Genomic DNA, 16619 nt, shown 5'->3' with positions numbered 1-16619 from the left:
GCTAGTCCTCGTTGATGTCGCGCGTCCAGATTTTCGTCTGCCCCTTGCGCACGCCCATGAAGCGCCGGAGCAAGGCCCATCCGATCGCCGCCACCACCGCAAAGATCAGCAGCAGCACGGGCCAGCCGGTGGACAGGCCGAGCAGCAGCAGGAGCCCGACCACCGCGGCACCTATGGCGAAACCGAGGAAGACATAGGCCGGGCTCAGCACCTCGAGCACCAGCAGCACCACGGCGGCCGCCAGCCAGACCCACCAGAGCTGGATCATGGCTTGCGTCCCGTGAGCAGGGTGAAGGCATCGGCAAAGGCGTCGAGCGCGTTCGCGGGCAGCACGATGGTCTGCTTGCCGTCGCCCTTGCCGAGCGCCACCAGCGCCTCGACCTGTTTCAGCGCCACCTGGTACTGGGCTGCCTCGAGCCCGTTCTTGGCGATCGCCTCGGCCACCACCTGCGTGGCATAGGCCTCGGCCTCGGCCGAGATGCGGCGCGCCTTGGCGGTCTGCTCGGCGGCGTAGAGATCGGCGTCGGCGGCCAGTTCGACCGCGCGCTTGCGGCCCTCTGCCTCGGTCACCTGCGCGCGGCGCGCGCGCTCGGCGTTGAGCTGCTGCAGCATGGCGTCGCGGGTCTGCTGGTCGAGGTTCACGTCGAGGATCTCGGCCCGCGTCACCTCGATGCCCCAGTTGTCCACCGCATCCTCGACGTTGCCCTTGATGGTGGAGATCAGCGCCGCGCGGTTCGACTGCACCTCGTCGAGCTCCATCTTGCCGATCTCGGCGCGGACGATCCCTGCGACGGTGGTGGCGATGGCGGCATCGACGTCACGGATCCGGTAGACGGTCTTCTCCGGCTCGAGGATGCGGTAGAACACCGAGGTTTCGACCTCCACCAGCACGTTGTCGGCGGTGATCGCGTCCTGGCTGGCGTTGGGCAGCTGCCGCTCGAGGATCGACACCTTGTGCCGCACCCGGTCGAGGAAGGGCACGATGAAGTTGATCCCCGGCCCGAGCACCGCGCGCAGGCGCCCGAAGCGCTCGACCACGTGCTTCTCGGACTGCGGCACGATGCGCACCCCGAGCAGCACGCAGAGGATCACGAATGCCGCGAGCAGCAGCACCACGAGGTTGCCGCCTATGAGGTCCAGTATCAACTCGTCCGCACCCATCACCTTATCTCCATCCCCCGCCGCGCACGCCTGCGGCACCTGTGGTTGCATGAGGGGGCGCTTTTCCCCTCGGCACTTCGGCGCCTCGCCTCCGGCGTATTTTGCAGGAGAAGAAGCGGTTTACGTGGACTATGCCCTGCGGAATGCCGCAAGGGAAAGAGGTTTTGGCCTTGGGCTTTCATGGTGTGTCCGGAGACGGGTACCGCGCTGCTCGCGCGCTGCGCACGCGGCCGTGCAGGACGGTGAGAGGAACCTGCCGCGCCGTCGCCGCGTTCTTTCCGCAATCAGGAGAAACGCCATGACCGAGATGCGCACACAGATCGGCGATATGCGCTACAATGCCGCCGAAGAACAATTCGAGGCCCTCGTGACCTTTCACGGTGACGCCGGACGAGTCCGGGTCGCCAGCACCTTCAGGGCCCCGGTGACCACCCAGCCCGACGCCGCGGAGCGGGTTCTGATCTCGCGCGCGCTGGCGCTGCTCGACCGCGAGGGCACCCTGCAGGCGCGCACCGCGCCGCTGCCTTCCGAACGGGTGAGACGGCCGCGCGATGCAAAGCCGCGCAGTGCCGGACTTGGCTGGCTGTCGATCTTCCGCGCCGCCTGAGCCGCAGCGGGACCGTCAGCGAACCGTCAGCCGGCCTCACGCAGTTCCATGTAGTCGCGCAGCACGGTGCGGAAGTGCGGGATGGCATCCTCGCGGGCGATGAACTCACCCGGGGACATCATCATCCAGCCCTCGCCCTCGCCGCCCCAGACCACGTCGCCGACTCGTTCGGCGGGCAGATGCGCGGCATAGTACCACAGCCCGTCGTGGAGCCTTTCCCAGCTCAGGGTCTCGGGAGGCAGGTCGAGACCGACTTCCTCGATCGTTTCGCGCAGGGCGCATTCGACGCCGGTCTCACCGGGCTCGCGCGCGCCGCCGGGGAAGTCGAGATAACCGGGCCAGGGGATGCCCTCGGTATGGTCGCGGCGCAGGATCAGCAGATCGTCACCGAGAAACAGGATGAGCTTGGCGCCTCTGAACTCCATCATGCCTCCGGGCAATGGCACTGGTACGGGGGAATGGCTTATACTGGAGAGGTAACACCTGTTGCCGGAAATGCCACCCATGCCCGCGCTCTGCCGTGACTGCCTTGCCGAATTCGACCACGGATCGCGCTGCCCGAGCTGCGGGCGCCCGCGGATCGTGCGTCACGACGAACTGTGGGACCTGTCGATCGCGCACATGGATTGCGATGCCTTCTATGCCACGGTGGAAAAACGCGAAAACCCGGAGCTCGCCGACAAGCCGGTGATCGTCGGCGGCGGCAAGCGCGGGGTGGTTTCGACCGCCTGCTACGTCGCCCGCATCCGCGGCGTGCGCTCCGCCATGCCGATGTTCCAAGCGCTGAAGCTCTGTCCCGACGCGGTGGTGGTGAAGCCGCGGATGGACCTCTACGTGCAGGTCTCGCGGCAGATCCGCGCGCTGATGGAAGAGCTGACCCCCTCGATCGAGCCGCTGTCGCTGGACGAGGCGTTTCTCGATCTCACCGGCACCGCGCGGCTGCATGGCCATCCTCCCGCGGTGATGATGGCGCGGCTGGTCAAGCGCATGCGCGAGGAACTTGGGGTGACCGGTTCGGTCGGGCTGTCGCACAACAAGTTCCTCGCCAAGATCGCCTCGGACCTCGACAAGCCACATGGCTTCTCGGTGATCGGCAAGGCAGAGACCGCCGAGTTCCTGCGGCCGAAGTCCGTGCGGATGATCTGGGGTGTGGGCATGGCCTCGCAGGAGGCGCTCGAGCGCGCCGGGATCCGCACCTTCGAGGACCTGCTGCGCTGGGAGCAGCGTGACCTCATCGCCCGCTTCGGGTCGATGGGACAGCGGCTCTGGCATCTCGCGCGCGGCGAGGACACGCGGCGGGTCATGCGCAACGCGCCGGTGAAGTCGATCTCCAACGAGACCACCTTCAATGAGGACACCGGCGATCACGACCTTCTGGACGGGCACCTCTGGCGCATGAGCGAGAAGGTCGCGGACCGCGCCAAGGCCAAGGGGCTGGCGGGGCGGGTGGTGACGCTGAAGGTCAAGCGCGCCGACTTCAAGCTGATCACCAGGCGGCAGTCGCTGGGCGATGCGACGCAGATGGCCGACCGCATCTACCGCGTGGCGCGCGGCATGCTCGACGGGCTGGAGCGGCAGGGGCCGTGGCGGCTGCTGGGGGCCGGGATCTCGGATCTGGTATGCGCCGAGCAGGCCGACCGCGGCGGCGATCTTCTCGACCCGGATGCGGGCAGGCGCGCGGCGGCGGAACGGGCGACGGATGCGATCCGCGCCCGCTTCGGCGATACGGCGATCATGAAGGGGCGCGGGCTGCGCTGAGTTCAGCGGCCGCGGTTCAGCAGCTCGTCTTCCTCGTCCTCGGGATCGTAGCCAAGCGCGGCGAGCCCGGCCTCGAGGTTGTCGGCCAGATGCGGCGTGCCGATCAGGTAGTCGGCGGTTGGCGTGGAGGCTTCGGAGAGGGCGGTGCCATAGGCCTCGGCCCATTCGTCGGCGTCGAAGGCATCTCGGCCGATCCACATCACCGCGACAAGCGCGGCCTGCTCCTCTTCGCTCATGCGGTCGATGAAGCCGCGCAGCTCGCCCTCGGCCCGTTCGATCTCGCGGGCCATCAGGATCACGGCGGCAACCGTGCGGACGCTGATTTCTTCCATGGCGCGTCTCCTTTCTTCCCGCACACCATGGAGAAAAGCGTACACCCTCACCTTGATCTGCGACAAGCGGTGCGTCGCGATGGCGGCGGATCAGTTCGTCTGCGGAAGCGCCCGGTTCAGGAAGTCGAGCGCCCCTTCGGCCAGCTGGTCGTGCACCGCGGCGCGCGCCTCGGCGGTGCTGCCGCAGAGCGCCGGGTCGCCACCCTCCTCTTCCAGCAGCTTGGCGCCGCCGGGGGTGCAGAGCGCGAAGAGGTCGTAAAGCGCGGCGCCTTCCAGCGGCTGCACCTCGATGCCGGTCTGCGCCGCGAGCCGCAGCTCGCCGGAGGCCGGCTGGTCGAGACCGAAGATGCGCATCTCGGCGCTGCGTTCGCTCAGGCTTTCGGGGCGGAACTCGGCGAGATACTCGGGGGCGATGGCCAGCACCGCGCGCACCCGCGCATCGCGGCGCGGCAGCGTCAGCGCCTGCGGGTCGACGTCGGCCGGGTCGATGCCGCCCTCGGAGAACCAGAGGCAGTCGGGCGAGGGATGGGCGGTCCAACAGTTGAGCATGTAGGCGCCCTGGTCCAGCGCCCCGCCCGCGAGCATCATCGCCGCCGTGCCGCCAAGCGCGGCCCCGGCCACCGCGACGCGGGTCTCGTCGATGCGCATCTGCCAGTCGGGGTCGTTCAGCAGCAGGTCGAGCGCCTGTCCCAGCTCCGCCGGGCGGCGCCAGATCTCACCGAGCGCCGAGGCCGGGTCGCGCGGGCGCTGGCCGCTGACCTCGGCGACGATGTAGCCACCTTCGGCCAGGCGCGCCGCCAGCCAGGCGCCGCTCTGCTCGGCCGAGCGCCGTCCGCCGTGCGACAGCAGCACCAGCGGCAGCTTGCCGGGCACGGGCGAGGCTTCGCGCTGTGCGGGGGTGCCTTCGAAGACCGCGTTGCGGCCGACCAGTTCCGAAGCGCCGCCGCCGGTCTGCGCCGGGTACCAGATGGTCATCGACACGCCGCGGCCAAAGTTCGCCTCGGGGCGGATCATGCTGCTGACCCCGACACCGGTCTTGTCGCCCGCGGCGTAGCCGGGAACAGCAAGCAGGGCCGCAAGCGCGAGGCCGGTCAGGCGGGCAAGCATCCGATTTTCCTTGGCGAGTCGGTCGAAAAGTCAGGTCTGACGTGGCAATGGCACGATACGCCCCTCGGGCGCCAGATCCTCGAAATCAAAATTGTCGAGTTTTTGGGCACGACGGCCCGCTTTCTCGGCGCTGATGCGGATTTCCGAGAGATCCTTGGCCGCCATGCCGAAGTGGCGGTCGAGATTTTCCACCCGCGCGCCGAGCCGCTCGACGTCCTGGTGCAGCAGCCCCAGCTCGCGGCGGATGGCCCCGGCCTGCTCGCGCATGCGGGCGTCCTTGAGCACCGCGCGCAGGGTGTTCAGCGTCGCCATGCATGTGGTTGGCGAGACGATCCAGACGCGCAGGCCGAAACCTTCACGGACCACCTCGGGGAAGGTCGCGTGCAGCTCGGCGTAGACCGCCTCGGAGGGCAGGAACATCAGCGCGCTGTCGGCGGTCTCGCCGTCGAGGATGTAGCGGTCAGAGATGTCGCGCAGGTGCTTGCGCACCGACATCCGGAAGGCCTGCCCGGCGCGCTGCTTTGCCTCCGGCGTCTCGGCGCGGCGCAGCATCTCGTAGGCCTCGAGCGGGAACTTGGCGTCGATGACGATATGGCCCGGCGGCTCCGGCAGCTTGATCAGGCAATCGGCGCGGCGCCCGTTCGAGAGCGTCGCCTGCATCGCGTAGCTGTCCGGGGGCAGCGCCTTGGAGACGATGTCGTTGAGCTGGATTTCTCCGAACGCGCCGCGGGTCTGCTTGTTCGACAGGATGTCCTGCAGCGACAGCACGTCGCCCGAAAGCCGGGTGATGTTCTCCTGCGCCTCGTCGATGGTCTTCAGCCGCTCCTGCAACTGGCCCAGCGAATGCGCGGTGCGGCGGGCGGTGCCATGCAGGTTCTCGGACATGTTCTGCTGCACCTGCGCCAGCCGTTTCTCCATCAGCTGCAGCATGGCGTTCTGACTCTTCACCTGCGCTTCGCTGACGTGGTGCAGCCCGCCGGCGAGCCGCTCCTGCCCCTCGGACAGCGCCTGCACCCGCTGCGACAGCTGGCTGAGCGGGTAGCCGAGCCGCGCAGCGCGGTTCGAGGCACGGATCGCCATGATCATCAGCAGCGCGAGGACCACCGCGCCCAAGGCGGCCCAGAGGCGCGGGTCGTCGAAGCCGATGGTCTGCCCGGCGATCTCGATCATGTGCGGCCGAAGAGCCTCTCGATATCCGACAGCTTCAGCTCCACGTAGGTGGGGCGGCCGTGGTTGCACTGGCCGGAATGCGGCGTCGCCTCCATCTCGCGCAGCAGGGCGTTCATCTCCTCGGCGCGCATGCGGCGGCCCGAGCGGATCGAGCCGTGGCAGGCAACGCGGCTGAGGATCGCCTCGAGCTTCTCCTGCACCAGCTGCGAGCTGCCGTAGTCCGACAGCTCGTCGAGAATATCCTTGATCAGCGCCTCGGCGTTGACCTCGCCGAGGATCGCCGGGGTCTCGCGCACCGCCAGAGCCGAGCCGCCGAAGGGCTCCACCGAGAGGCCCATGCGCCCCAGGTCCTCGGCAATCTCGAGGAGGCGGGACAGGTCATCCTGCGACAGCTCGACGATCTCGGGGATCAGCAGCGCCTGCGCCGCGACGCCACGCTCGGCCATCTGGCGCTTCAGCTTTTCGTAGACCAGCCGCTCGTGCGCCGCGTGCTGGTCGACGATGACGATGCCGCTCTCGGTCTGGGCGATGATGTAGTTCTCGTGCACCTGCCCGCGCGCCGCGCCGAGCGGCAGGTGCGCGGCCTCGGGCTCGACCGGAGCGTCCTCGACCACGCGGCCCGACCAGCTGCCCTGCATCTCGGCAAAGCCCTGCGTCTGCGCCGGGGGCACGCGCGGCGGGGCCGGGACGAAGTTCGGATCAGGCGCCTGCGCGGCATAGGCGGCGCTGCGCGCGCCTGCCGAGGGGCGGTCCATCTGGTAGACGCGGGCGTGGGGCGCGGCCGCCGGGGCCGCGCCGAGCGGCGCGCCGCCGCCGTAGGCGCCGAAGGTGCTGTCGCGCGACGGCCGCTGGTGCAGCGGCATCTGCCCTTCCGAAGAGACTTGCGGTCGCGTCTCGGGGCGAAGTGCCGCCAGCGTGTCGGCCGCCACGGTGCTCGAGGCCCGATGCCCCGCATCCGCCAGCGCGTGGCGCAGCGCCGAGACGATCAGCCCGCGCACCAGCCCCGGCTCGCGGAAGCGCACCTCGGATTTTGCTGGGTGGACGTTCACGTCCACCAGGTGCGGGTCGCAATCGACGAACAGCGCCACCGCCGGGTGCCGGTCGCGGCTGAGGTAATCTGCATAGGCGCCGCGCAGCGCGCCGAACAGCAGCTTGTCCTGCACCGGGCGGCCGTTGACGAAGAGATGCTGCGCCACCGAAGAGCCGCGCGAATAGGTTGGCAGGGCGGCATAGCCGGTCAGTCGGAAGCCCTCGCGCTCGGCGTCGATGGCCAGCGCGTTGTCGGTGAACTCGGCGCCCAGCACCTGCGCCAGACGCCCGCGCAGCGCATCGAAGAGATCGCCCGAGACCGCGTCGGCGCGGAAGGTCACCCGGTCCTTGCCCTGCGAGACGTCGCGCAGGGTGAAGCCCACCGAGGGCTCGGCCATGGCGAGCCGCTTCATCACGTCCGAGATCGACATCATCTCGGCGCGGTCGGTGCGCAGGAACTTCAGCCGCGCCGGGGTGGCGAAGAAGAGATCGCGCAGGGCAACCACGGTGCCGGGGTTCAGCGCCGCCGGTTTCACAGCGCCCACCTGCCCGCCGGAGACCGAGACCTCGGCACCGTCCTGCCCGGCGACCCGGCTCTGGATGGTCAGCCGACCCACCGCGCCCAGCGAGGGCAGCGCCTCGCCGCGGAAGCCGAAGCTGTGGATGTTCAGCAGGTCCGAGCCGTCGATCTTCGAGGTGGCATGGCGCGACAGCGCCAGCGGCAGCTCGTCCGGCCCCATGCCGCAGCCGTCGTCGCTGACCCGGATCAGCGTCTTGCCGCCGTCGGCGATCTCCACCGTGACTCGGGTCGCCCCGGCGTCGATGGCGTTCTCCACCAGCTCCTTGACCGCAGAGGCCGGGCGCTCGACCACCTCGCCGGCGGCGATGCGGTTGATGGCGGCCTCGTCGAGCTGTCGGATGACGGGACGCATATTGGGGCTGTGGGTGTTCATGCCACCATACCTAGCAGGGATTTCGCGATTCTGGAACGGTTAGCGCGGCCGGCTCCAGGCACCGGGAGCGGGCGGGGTCACCCCGGTCAATCCGCTGCCAGAGCCGCCGCCTTGCCGCCGGTAACCCCTAGCGCATCGCCGGGGGTGACCACCACCATCAATCCGCGCTTGCCGCCGTTGAGCACGATCCGCTCGGCGGCCATCGCCGCGGCCTCGAAGGCCGTGGGCACGCGTTTTTTCTGCCCGAAGGGGCTGATGCCGCCGGTGTGCATGCCGGTGAGCCGCTCGGCCTTGGCCGGATCCATCATCTGCGCCGACTTGCCGCCGAAGGCGCTGGCCACCCGCTTCATCGACAGCGTGGCGCCCGAGGGCACCACGGCGCAGCAGGGCGTGCCATCCACCTCGACCATCAGCGTCTTCAGCACCCTCGAAGGATCCCAGCCGATCGCTTCGGCCGCGTGCAGCCCGATCTGCGCCTGCCCGGAGACGTAATCATACTCGAGCAGCTCGAAAGCCACCTTGGCGCGGGTCAGCGCCTGCGTGGCGGGTGTGCCCTTGCTCATGCCGAGACCCTCATGCCCGATACCCCATCTGCCGATCGATCCACGCGAGGATGACCGCCACGACCCGCGCCTGCTCTTCTGCGTTCAGCGTTCGCCCCGCCGCCAGCCCGTGCCATTTCGCCAGGCAGCCGCGGCAGCAGGTCGCCGTGGCGTGCTGCGCGACGAAGACCGGGTGGCCGCGCATCGGCGTCTGCTTGCCATCGTTCCTCGGCTGCGCCGGCGCCAGCCGCTCGGCGATGAAATCGCGCGCGTGGGACAGGATCACCTCCCGCCCCTTGGCGTCGGCATAATCTCTTTCCCTGGGCCCGAGCCGGAAGCGGCTGCGGAACTTGGACCGGGCCAGCCGTTCGAAGAGCTGGTCCGGCGCGTTCATTCCATGCTCTCGAGATAGGTGCGCACTGCGTCCTGCACGTGGCGGAAGCGGTCGCCGCCGAGGTGCTTGCCGCCGTACCAGCGGGTCACCACGATGATGTGGTTGCGCAACTTCTCGCGCTCGAGCATGCGCAGGATCACCATGCCCGCGCCGCTCTCGCCGTCGTCGTTCTTGATCGGCGTCTCCTCGGTCAGCAGGCCCCAGGTGTTATGCGTGGCCTTGGCAAACTTCTTGTTGCGCTTGAGCTCCTTGAGAAAGGCCTTGGCCTCCTCTTCGGAGGCGCAGGGCCCGCCCGAGACGGCGTATTTCGAGCCGCGATCGCTGATGATGTTCTCGAGAATGCGCATGGCAGAGGGGTAAGCCGCACGGGGGCGGGGCGCAAGTCTTCAGCCCCCGAGATAGCCCCGCTCGATCTCCAGCAGCCGCTGCTTGCGCCAGAGGCCGCCGCCGTAGCCGGTGAGCGCGCCATCCGCGCCGATCACCCGGTGACAGGGGATCACCAGCGCGATCTGGTTGGCGCCATTGGCCTGCGCCACCGCCCGCGTGGCCGTGGGCCGCCCCAGCGCCTGCGCCAGCGCGCCGTAGCTGCGGGTCTCGCCCGCCGGGACCTCGCGCAGGGCGCGCCAGACCGACTTGGTGAACTCCGAGCCGTGCAGCGCCAGCGGCGTGTCGAAGGCGGCGCTCTCCCCGGCGAAGAAGCGCGCCAGCTCCTCGCGGATCTGTTCCGAGGGGCCGAACGTCCCCACGCCGATCTCGCCGCCCGCGCCCCTGCGCAGCTTTTCCAGCTCGCGCGGCAGCGCCTTGCGGTCCATGAACTCCAGCAGGTGCAGGTGCGACGTGGAGCACACGGACACCATGTCGCCGAGCGGCGTGGCGATCCAGTCCGCCCGCAGCAGCGCATCCGGCTTCAGCGCGCCCGGTGCCACGCCGAGCGCCTTGGCAAAGCCCGCGCGAAAGGCGCTGGCGCTCTCGAACCCGGCGTCGAGCTGCGCCTCGATCACCGGAGCCCCCGAGGCCAGCGCCATGAAGCCCTCGCGCAGCCGGCGCTGGCGGGCCATCTCGAGGAATGTCATGCCGAACTGCCGCTTGAAGGCGCGGCGCACGGTCGAGGGATCGAGCCCCATGGCGACGAGATCCGGTTCCGACCAGCGGAAAGCGGGGCGCGCGTCGAGCGCGTCGAGCATCCGGGCGATCACCGGGTCGCTCTCGGCCATGGGCTTCAGCGGGTGACAGCGCTTGCAGGGCCGGAAGCCGGCGGCGATGCAGTCGCCCGCTGTCTCATGAAAGGTGCAATTGGCGCGCAGCGGTTTGCGCGCCGGGCAGGTCAGCCGGCAGAAGATGCCGGTCGAAGCGACGCAGACATAGGCCCGGCCATCGTAGGACGGGTCTCGGTCGAGCAGCGCCTGGTAGAGCGTGTCGGGATCTGGAAGGGCAAACAGCATGGCACGAGTCTAGCCGATCCGCATGCGGCATGCCGCCGGAAATCGGGCGGCTATTCACATTCCTGCAGAGGCAGCGGCGCGGACCTCTTGCCAAGAGGGCAGGCGGGCCCACATGTGATAAAAGATCGAAATTTCGAGATATGAAAGGAGCCGAGCGATGAAGACCGAGGAAGTGGGCGCCGCCCTGCTGGAGACATGGTCCGTCGACGAGGTCGCCGAGGCTTTCGACCGCAACGAGATCGTGCTGATCGACGTGCGCACGCCGCAGGAATACATGTTCGAGCACATCGAGGGCGCGCTGCTGATGCCCATGGCCTTCTTCAAGCCCGAGAAGCTGCCGGGCCAGGGCGAGAAGCGCATCGTCTTCCACTGCGGCTCCGGGGTGCGCTCCGAGAAGGTCGCCCGCGCCGCCATCGCCGCCGGCCTCGCGCGCGTGGCCCACATGGAAGGCGGTTTCGGCGCCTGGAAGGGCAACCACAAGCCCTACATCGGCACCAACATGGCCACAGGAGCCCCGACGCCGATCAGCTGACCGCCCCCCAGCCCTTCTTCTCTTTCCAAATACGCCGGGGGTGAATTGGCCGTAAGGCCAAGAGGGGGCAGCGCCCCCTCCCCCGCGCGGATCAGCGCGTGCCGGCCTGCATCAGCCCCTGCGCCATGAGCTCGGCATGGGCCTCGTCCAGCGCCTTCCAGGCGCGGGAGATCAGCACGTCGATCTCTTCCTTCGAGATCACCAGCGGCGGCGAGATGATCATCCGGTCGCCGACATGGCGCATGATCAGGTTGTTGGCAAAGCAGCGCTCGCGCGCGATGTAGCCGGCGGTGCCCGCCTCGGCGGCGAAGGGCGCCCGCGCGGACTTGTCCGGGGTCAGAGCGATCGAACCCATCATGCCGGCGATCTTCGCCTCGCCGACCAGCGGGTGATCGGTCAGGCTCTCGAACTTCGCCTTGAGGTAGGGGCCGGTCTCCTCGCGCACGCGGTCGACGATCTTCTCCTCCTCGAGGATGCGCAGGTTCTCCAGCGCCACGGCGCAGGCCACCGGGTGGCCGGAGTAGGTGTAGCCGTGATTGAACTCGGTCTTAGCGATCACGCTGGCCACCTCGTCCGACAGGATAGAGCCGCCGATCGGCTGGTAGCCCGAGCTGAGACCCTTGGCGATGGTCATGATATCGGGCTCGATGCCCATGGTCTGCGAGCCGAACCAGTTGCCGGTGCGCCCGAAACCGCAGATCACCTCGTCGGCGATCAGCAGGATGCCATATTTCTTCACGATGCGGTTGATTTCCGGCCAGTAGGTCTCGGGCGGGATGATCACCCCGCCGGCGCCCTGGATCGGCTCGGCGATGAAGGCGCCGACGCGGTGCGGGCCGATTTCCTCGATCTTGGCTTCCAGCTGGCGCGCGCGCTCGAGGCCGAACTCCTCGGGGGTCATGTCGCCGCCCTCGGCGTACCAATGCGGCTGGTCGATGTGGTGAATGCCCGGGATCGGCATGCCGCCCTGCGCGTGCATGCCCTTCATCCCGCCGAGCGAGCCCGAGCCCACCGAGGAGCCGTGGTAGCCGTTCCAGCGGCTGATGATCACGTCGCGCTCGGGCTGGCCCTTCTCGGCCCAGTAGGTGCGCACGAGGCGGATGTTGGTGTCATTCGCCTCGGAGCCCGACGACGCGTAGAACACCGTGTTCAGATCGCCCGGCGCCAGCTCGGCGATCTTCGCCGAGAGCTGGATGACCGGCACGTGGGTCGTCATGAAGAAGGTGTTGTAATAGGGCAGCTCTTCCATCTGGCGGGCGGCGGCCTGCGCCAGTTCCTTGCGCCCGTAGCCGGCGTTCACGCACCACAGGCCGGCCATGCCGTCGAGGATGCGCTCGCCCTCGCTGTCGGTCAGCCAGCAGCCTTCGGCGCGGGTGATCACCCGCGCGCCGCGCCGCGCCAGGTCCGAGCCGGTGGTGAAGGGGTGCATGTGATGCGCCGCATCCAGAGCCTGCAGCTCGGAGGTCGGCGAGTTCACGGAGATGAGCGTCATGGCGGACACCTTTCGATTGTTCGGGTCGACTGTTCGGAAAGCTGCTGCCGATAATATGATCAAATTATTCCGCGTCAATCACCGTCGCGCGGCAGAGCATCCGAATCAGGAAAGCCCCTCACGGATCTGCGTCATCCCCTGCAGCACGTCGCCCTCCATCGCGTCCGCCGCCGCCTCGGGATCGCCCCGCTCCAAGGCCTCCAGCAGATCCTTGTGACGGTCCGGCAGGTTGCGCGTGCCGAACATGCCGCAGACCACCCGCAGCGACGGGCCGAAGCGCAGCCACAGCCCCTCGACCAGCTCGGTCAGGATCGGCGCGGCGGCAATGGCGTTCAGCTCGGCGTGGAAACGGTGATTCTCCTCGAGGTAGCCGCGCACGTCGCCACGCGCGATGGCGTGGTCGAGCCGGGCATCGGTCTCGCGCAGCCGCTCGATGTCCTCGGGGGTGCAGCGCTCGGCGGCGCGGCGCGCCAGCTGCGGCTCCAGCGCGACGCGGGCAAGAAGAAGCTGCTCCACCGCCTCTTGGTCGAGAACCGGCACGAGAATGCGGCGGTTGCCGCGAAACGCCAGCGCGCCCTCGGAAATCATCCGCCGCAGCGCCTCGCGCACCGGGGTCATGCCGGCACCGAGCTGCTCGACGAGGCCCTGGATGGTCACCGCCTGCCCCGGCTCCAGCTCGCCGAACAAAACCATCTCGCGCAAGCGCCGGTACACCAGCTCATGCGCCGGAGGCCCCGCACCTTCTGCCCTCATATTCATCAGCCGCCTTTCGTTTGATCATATCCGCCGCAACGTCATCTTGCACGCTGACGCGCCTCATGGAAACATCCGGGATGTTGCCAAGAGATGCAACATTTGATCAAATTCGGGAACGGGGCGAGGAAGACCCCGCCACCAACGGGAGCACATAATGAAGACATCTCTTCTGACTTTCACCGCGGGCCTTGCGCTCGTGGCCGCCTCGGCCCAGGCCGACGAGGTCCGCGTCTACAACTGGTCCGACTACATCGACGAATCGCTTCTCGAGAAATTCGAGGAAGAGACCGGCATCGACCTGATCTACGACGTCTTCGACAGCAACGAGGTTCTCGAGACCAAGATGCTCGCCGGCGGCTCGGGCTATGACGTGGTGGTGCCCACCGGCACCTTCCTGCAGCGCCAGATCGCCGCGGGTGCCTTCCAGAAGCTCGACAAGTCGAAGCTGCCGAACATCGACAACATGTGGGACGTGATCTCGGAGCGCACCGCCAAGTACGACCCCGGCAACGAATACGCGATCAACTACATGTGGGGCACCACCGGCCTCGGCGTGAATGTTCCCAAGGTCAAGGAGATCCTCGGCGAGGACGCCCCGATCGACAGCTGGGACCTGGTGTTCAAGCCGGAGAACATGGAAAAGCTCGCCGAATGCGGCGTCTACTTCCTCGATGCCCCCTCCGAGATGATCCCGGCCGCGCTGCAGTACATCGGCGAGGACCCGGACAGCCACGATCCCGACGTGATCGCCAAGGCAGAGCCCGTCTACATGGCGATCCGCCCCTACATCAGCAAGTTCCACTCGTCCGAGTACATCAACGCTCTGGCCAATGGCGACATCTGCGTGGCCGTGGGCTGGTCGGGTGACGTGCTGCAGGCGCGCGACCGCGCCGCCGAGGCCGACAACGGCGTCGAGGTGGCCTACAACGCGCCGAAGGAAGGCGCGCAGATGTGGTTCGACGAGATGGCCATCCCGGTCGATGCGCCGAACCCCGACGCGGCGCACACCTTCCTGAACTTCATCATGGATCCCGAGAACATGGCGGCGGCGTCGAACTACGTCTACTACGCCAACGGCAACAAGGCGTCGCAGGAGTTCCTGGCCGAGGACGTGATCGGCGATCCGGCGATCTACCCCTCAGAAGAGGCGCTGGGGAACCTGTTCACCACGACTCCTTACGAGCCCAAGGTTCAGCGCGTGGTGACCCGCCTCTGGACCAAGATCAAGTCCGGCTCCTGAGCCTGACAAATCCGGCCCGCCCTTCCCAACCGGGGGGCGGGCCATTTTCATGACAGGATCCTTCCGCATGGCTCAGACCGCCTTCGCCCCCTGGACCGACCCGGACCAGAAACCGATCATCGAGTTTCGCAACGTCACCAAGAGTTTCGGCGACTTCACCGCGATCCATGATCTGTCGCTGAACATCTACGAGCGCGAGTTCTTCGCCCTGCTCGGCCCCTCGGGCTGCGGCAAGACCACGATGATGCGGATGCTGGCGGGGTTCGAGACGGCCACCTCCGGCCACATCTTCCTGTCGGGCAAGGACATCGGCCACGTGCCGCCGAATCAGCGCCCGGTGAACATGATGTTCCAGAGCTACGCGCTGTTCCCGCACCTGTCGATCTGGGACAACATCGCCTTCGGCCTGAAGCGCGAGAGCAAGGACAAGAATTTCATCGGCGACCGCGTCGAGGAGATGCTGCGCCTCACCCGGCTGACCAAGTTCGCCAAGCGCAAGCCGCACCAGATTTCCGGTGGTCAGCGCCAGCGCGTCGCGCTCGCCCGCTCGCTCGCCAAGGCGCCGAAGCTGCTGCTGCTCGACGAGCCGCTCGGCGCGCTCGACCGCAAGCTGCGCGAGCAGACCCAGTTCGAGCTGATGGACATCCAGGAAAAGACCGGCACCACCTTCGTCATCGTCACCCACGACCAGGAAGAGGCGATGACCGTCGCCTCGCGCATCGCGGTGATGGACGAGGGCAACCTCGTGCAGGTCGCCACCCCCGCGCAGATCTACGAGGCACCGAACTCGGTCTACGTGGCCGATTTCATCGGTGACGTGAACATCATCGAGGGCCGCGCCACCCAACCCGGGGAAAAGACCGGCATCGCCTGGGCCGAGGGCCAGCCGCCGATTCTCGCCACGCCGACCAAGAGCCTGCAGGCCGGTCAAGCCGTGCATTTCGCCATCCGCCCAGAGAAGGTCACCATCGACGTCGAAAAGCCCGATCGTCCCAACACCTTCCGCGGCAAGGTCATCGACATCGCCTACCTCGGCAATATCTCGACCTACCACGTCGAGCTTGCCGGCGGTCAGATGATCAAGGCGCAGATGGTCAACGCCCGCCGCCTCGCCAACCGCCCGATCACCTGGGAAGACGAGGTCTGGGTCGGCTTCACCGACACCGCCGGTGTCGTGCTCGAGGAGTAAGCCATGCGCCGCCTCGTCCTCATCGCGATCCCCTACCTGTGGCTGCTGGCGCTGTTCCTGGTGCCTTTCCTGATCGTCCTGAAGATCTCCCTCTCGGACATCGCGCTGGCCCGCCCGCCCTACATGCCGCAGCTCGACCTGTCCGCCGGCTGGGAGGGGCTGAAGAGCTTCTTCTCCGAACTCGACTTCGAGAATTTCGTCTTCCTGACCACCGACGATCTCTACTGGAAGGCCTACCTCAGCTCACTGAAGATCGCCGTCGTCTCGACCTTCCTGACGCTGCTCGTCGGCTACCCGGTGGCCTACGCCATGGCGCGCGCCCCCGAGGAATGGCGCCCGACGCTGCTGATGCTGGTGATCCTGCCGTTCTGGACCTCCTTCCTGATCCGCGTCTACTCGTGGATGGGGATCCTGTCGAACGAGGGCGTACTGAACCAGCTGCTGATGTGGCTGGGGATCATCGACACGCCGCTGCAGATCATGAACACCACCACCGCGGTCTACATCGGCGTGGTCTACACCTACCTGCCCTTCATGATCCTGCCGATCTACTCGGCGCTGGAAAAGCTCGACGGCTCGCTGCTCGAGGCGGCGGAGGATCTGGGCTGCTCGCGGCTCGAGGCCTTCTGGCTGGTCACCTGGCCGCTGTCTCGCAACGGCATCATCGCCGGCTGCTTCCTCGTCTTCATCCCCACCATCGGCGAATTCGTCATCCCCTCGCTGCTCGGTGGATCCGACACGCTGATGATCGGCAAGGTGCTCTGGGAAGAGTTCTTCTCCAACCGCGACTGGCCCGTCGCCTCGGCCGTGGCCGTGGTGCTGCTGCTGATCCTGATCATCCCCATCGTGCTGTTCCAGCGCAACGAGCAGAAGCAGCGGGAGGCCGAAGGATGAGCCTCTCCAGCTTCTTCTCTT

The 16619-nt window shown here is 67.7% G+C and carries 19 protein-coding genes; 6 read left to right on the top strand and 13 right to left on the bottom strand.

The window, feature by feature from the left end; all coding sequences use genetic code 11:
- Position 1 precedes the first annotated feature (1 nt).
- Positions 2-268: a hypothetical protein gene (locus tag LC039_RS15125; RefSeq protein WP_226625881.1), complete on the bottom strand. Its 267-nt coding sequence runs from the start codon at positions 266-268 to the stop codon at positions 2-4.
- On the bottom strand, positions 265-1161 hold the full coding sequence (locus LC039_RS15120) for an SPFH domain-containing protein (protein WP_226625879.1): 897 nt from the start codon (positions 1159-1161) through the stop codon (positions 265-267). The genes LC039_RS15125 and LC039_RS15120 overlap by 4 nt, the downstream gene beginning before the upstream one ends.
- A gap of 298 nt (positions 1162-1459) precedes the next feature.
- Between LC039_RS15120 and LC039_RS15115 the strand changes: the two genes are divergently transcribed.
- Positions 1460-1768, top strand: coding sequence for a hypothetical protein (locus LC039_RS15115; RefSeq protein WP_226625877.1), 309 nt, complete (start codon positions 1460-1462; stop codon positions 1766-1768).
- Between the two features lie 26 nt (positions 1769-1794).
- On the opposite strand, the gene LC039_RS15110 is transcribed toward LC039_RS15115, so the two are convergent.
- Positions 1795-2193, bottom strand: coding sequence for an NUDIX domain-containing protein (locus LC039_RS15110; RefSeq protein ID WP_226625876.1), 399 nt, complete (start codon positions 2191-2193; stop codon positions 1795-1797).
- A gap of 79 nt (positions 2194-2272) precedes the next feature.
- On the opposite strand from LC039_RS15110, the gene LC039_RS15105 reads away from it, so the two are divergent.
- Entirely contained in the window at positions 2273-3526 is a 1254-nt protein-coding gene (locus LC039_RS15105; RefSeq protein WP_226625874.1) for a DNA polymerase IV, read from the top strand.
- A 2-nt stretch (positions 3527-3528) separates the two neighbouring features.
- Here the strand turns inward: LC039_RS15105 and LC039_RS15100 are convergent, their stop codons facing one another.
- The 8 genes from LC039_RS15100 to LC039_RS15065 form a co-directional block, all read right to left on the bottom strand.
- Positions 3529-3858, bottom strand: a complete 330-nt coding sequence (locus LC039_RS15100; protein WP_226625872.1) for a DUF3775 domain-containing protein — start codon at positions 3856-3858, stop codon at positions 3529-3531.
- Positions 3859-3948: 90 nt separating this feature from the next.
- Entirely contained in the window at positions 3949-4965 is a 1017-nt protein-coding gene (locus LC039_RS15095) for an alpha/beta hydrolase family protein (protein ID WP_226625870.1), read from the bottom strand.
- Positions 4966-4995: 30 nt separating this feature from the next.
- On the bottom strand, positions 4996-6135 hold the full coding sequence (locus tag LC039_RS15090) for a DNA recombination protein RmuC (RefSeq protein WP_226625869.1): 1140 nt from the start codon (positions 6133-6135) through the stop codon (positions 4996-4998).
- Positions 6132-8117, bottom strand: coding sequence for a DNA mismatch repair endonuclease MutL (gene mutL / locus LC039_RS15085; protein ID WP_226625866.1), 1986 nt, complete (start codon positions 8115-8117; stop codon positions 6132-6134). Before mutL ends, LC039_RS15090 begins: the two co-directional genes overlap by 4 nt.
- A gap of 86 nt (positions 8118-8203) precedes the next feature.
- Positions 8204-8680 (bottom strand): aminoacyl-tRNA deacylase, encoded by a 477-nt coding sequence (locus LC039_RS15080; RefSeq protein ID WP_226625864.1) that lies wholly within the window; start codon positions 8678-8680, stop codon positions 8204-8206.
- A 10-nt stretch (positions 8681-8690) separates the two neighbouring features.
- Positions 8691-9053 carry a DUF4186 domain-containing protein gene (locus LC039_RS15075; RefSeq protein WP_226625863.1) on the bottom strand — a complete coding sequence of 121 codons (363 nt, stop codon included), beginning with the start codon at positions 9051-9053 and terminating at the stop codon, positions 8691-8693.
- Positions 9050-9400, bottom strand: coding sequence for a YigZ family protein (locus LC039_RS15070; protein ID WP_226625861.1), 351 nt, complete (start codon positions 9398-9400; stop codon positions 9050-9052). The genes LC039_RS15075 and LC039_RS15070 overlap by 4 nt, the downstream gene beginning before the upstream one ends.
- A 39-nt stretch (positions 9401-9439) precedes the next feature.
- Entirely contained in the window at positions 9440-10495 is a 1056-nt protein-coding gene (locus LC039_RS15065; RefSeq protein WP_226625859.1) for a bifunctional transcriptional activator/DNA repair enzyme AdaA, read from the bottom strand.
- A gap of 157 nt (positions 10496-10652) precedes the next feature.
- On the opposite strand from LC039_RS15065, the gene LC039_RS15060 reads away from it, so the two are divergent.
- Positions 10653-11027: a rhodanese-like domain-containing protein gene (locus LC039_RS15060; protein ID WP_226625858.1), complete on the top strand. Its 375-nt coding sequence runs from the start codon at positions 10653-10655 to the stop codon at positions 11025-11027.
- Between the two features lie 91 nt (positions 11028-11118).
- On the opposite strand, the gene LC039_RS15055 is transcribed toward LC039_RS15060, so the two are convergent.
- Both LC039_RS15055 and LC039_RS15050 read right to left on the bottom strand, forming a co-directional pair.
- Positions 11119-12519 carry an aspartate aminotransferase family protein gene (locus tag LC039_RS15055; RefSeq protein WP_226625856.1) on the bottom strand — a complete coding sequence of 467 codons (1401 nt, stop codon included), beginning with the start codon at positions 12517-12519 and terminating at the stop codon, positions 11119-11121.
- Between the two features lie 105 nt (positions 12520-12624).
- On the bottom strand, positions 12625-13278 hold the full coding sequence (locus LC039_RS15050) for a GntR family transcriptional regulator (protein ID WP_226625853.1): 654 nt from the start codon (positions 13276-13278) through the stop codon (positions 12625-12627).
- A 151-nt stretch (positions 13279-13429) separates the two neighbouring features.
- On the opposite strand from LC039_RS15050, the gene LC039_RS15045 reads away from it, so the two are divergent.
- From LC039_RS15045 to LC039_RS15035, 3 genes are all read left to right on the top strand, one after another.
- Complete coding sequence (locus tag LC039_RS15045) at positions 13430-14515, top strand: polyamine ABC transporter substrate-binding protein (protein WP_226625851.1); 1086 nt, start codon at positions 13430-13432, stop codon at positions 14513-14515.
- 67 nt (positions 14516-14582) lie between these two features.
- Complete coding sequence (locus tag LC039_RS15040; protein WP_226625849.1) at positions 14583-15704, top strand: ABC transporter ATP-binding protein; 1122 nt, start codon at positions 14583-14585, stop codon at positions 15702-15704.
- 3 nt (positions 15705-15707) lie between these two features.
- The gene (locus LC039_RS15035; RefSeq protein WP_226625847.1) at positions 15708-16598 is read left to right on the top strand and encodes an ABC transporter permease subunit; all 891 of its coding nucleotides are present in this window, start codon (positions 15708-15710) and stop codon (positions 16596-16598) included.
- The last annotated feature ends 21 nt before the right edge of the window (positions 16599-16619 follow it).

It is taken from the genome of Alloyangia pacifica (assembly GCF_020524285.1).
Classification (GTDB): domain Bacteria; phylum Pseudomonadota; class Alphaproteobacteria; order Rhodobacterales; family Rhodobacteraceae; genus Salipiger; species Salipiger pacificus_B.
Note: the sequence above shows the minus strand (reverse complement) of the source record. Positions and strands in the feature narration are given on the sequence as shown.

What these genes read in the sequence shown, in the direction of transcription:
- LC039_RS15125 (WP_226625881.1), bottom strand. Translation starts at nt 268, where the DNA reads ATGATCCAGCTCTGGTGGGTCTGGCTGGCGGCCGCCGTGGTGCTGCTG.
- LC039_RS15120 (WP_226625879.1), bottom strand. Translation starts at nt 1,161, where the DNA reads ATGGGTGCGGACGAGTTGATACTGGACCTCATAGGCGGCAACCTCGTG.
- LC039_RS15115 (WP_226625877.1), top strand. Translation starts at nt 1,460, where the DNA reads ATGACCGAGATGCGCACACAGATCGGCGATATGCGCTACAATGCCGCC.
- LC039_RS15110 (WP_226625876.1), bottom strand. Translation starts at nt 2,193, where the DNA reads ATGGAGTTCAGAGGCGCCAAGCTCATCCTGTTTCTCGGTGACGATCTG.
- LC039_RS15105 (WP_226625874.1), top strand. Translation starts at nt 2,273, where the DNA reads ATGCCCGCGCTCTGCCGTGACTGCCTTGCCGAATTCGACCACGGATCG.
- LC039_RS15100 (WP_226625872.1), bottom strand. Translation starts at nt 3,858, where the DNA reads ATGGAAGAAATCAGCGTCCGCACGGTTGCCGCCGTGATCCTGATGGCC.
- LC039_RS15095 (WP_226625870.1), bottom strand. Translation starts at nt 4,965, where the DNA reads ATGCTTGCCCGCCTGACCGGCCTCGCGCTTGCGGCCCTGCTTGCTGTT.
- LC039_RS15090 (WP_226625869.1), bottom strand. Translation starts at nt 6,135, where the DNA reads ATGATCGAGATCGCCGGGCAGACCATCGGCTTCGACGACCCGCGCCTC.
- mutL (WP_226625866.1), bottom strand. Translation starts at nt 8,117, where the DNA reads ATGAACACCCACAGCCCCAATATGCGTCCCGTCATCCGACAGCTCGAC.
- LC039_RS15080 (WP_226625864.1), bottom strand. Translation starts at nt 8,680, where the DNA reads ATGAGCAAGGGCACACCCGCCACGCAGGCGCTGACCCGCGCCAAGGTG.
- LC039_RS15075 (WP_226625863.1), bottom strand. Translation starts at nt 9,053, where the DNA reads ATGAACGCGCCGGACCAGCTCTTCGAACGGCTGGCCCGGTCCAAGTTC.
- LC039_RS15070 (WP_226625861.1), bottom strand. Translation starts at nt 9,400, where the DNA reads ATGCGCATTCTCGAGAACATCATCAGCGATCGCGGCTCGAAATACGCC.
- LC039_RS15065 (WP_226625859.1), bottom strand. Translation starts at nt 10,495, where the DNA reads ATGCTGTTTGCCCTTCCAGATCCCGACACGCTCTACCAGGCGCTGCTC.
- LC039_RS15060 (WP_226625858.1), top strand. Translation starts at nt 10,653, where the DNA reads ATGAAGACCGAGGAAGTGGGCGCCGCCCTGCTGGAGACATGGTCCGTC.
- LC039_RS15055 (WP_226625856.1), bottom strand. Translation starts at nt 12,519, where the DNA reads ATGACGCTCATCTCCGTGAACTCGCCGACCTCCGAGCTGCAGGCTCTG.
- LC039_RS15050 (WP_226625853.1), bottom strand. Translation starts at nt 13,278, where the DNA reads ATGAATATGAGGGCAGAAGGTGCGGGGCCTCCGGCGCATGAGCTGGTG.
- LC039_RS15045 (WP_226625851.1), top strand. Translation starts at nt 13,430, where the DNA reads ATGAAGACATCTCTTCTGACTTTCACCGCGGGCCTTGCGCTCGTGGCC.
- LC039_RS15040 (WP_226625849.1), top strand. Translation starts at nt 14,583, where the DNA reads ATGGCTCAGACCGCCTTCGCCCCCTGGACCGACCCGGACCAGAAACCG.
- LC039_RS15035 (WP_226625847.1), top strand. Translation starts at nt 15,708, where the DNA reads ATGCGCCGCCTCGTCCTCATCGCGATCCCCTACCTGTGGCTGCTGGCG.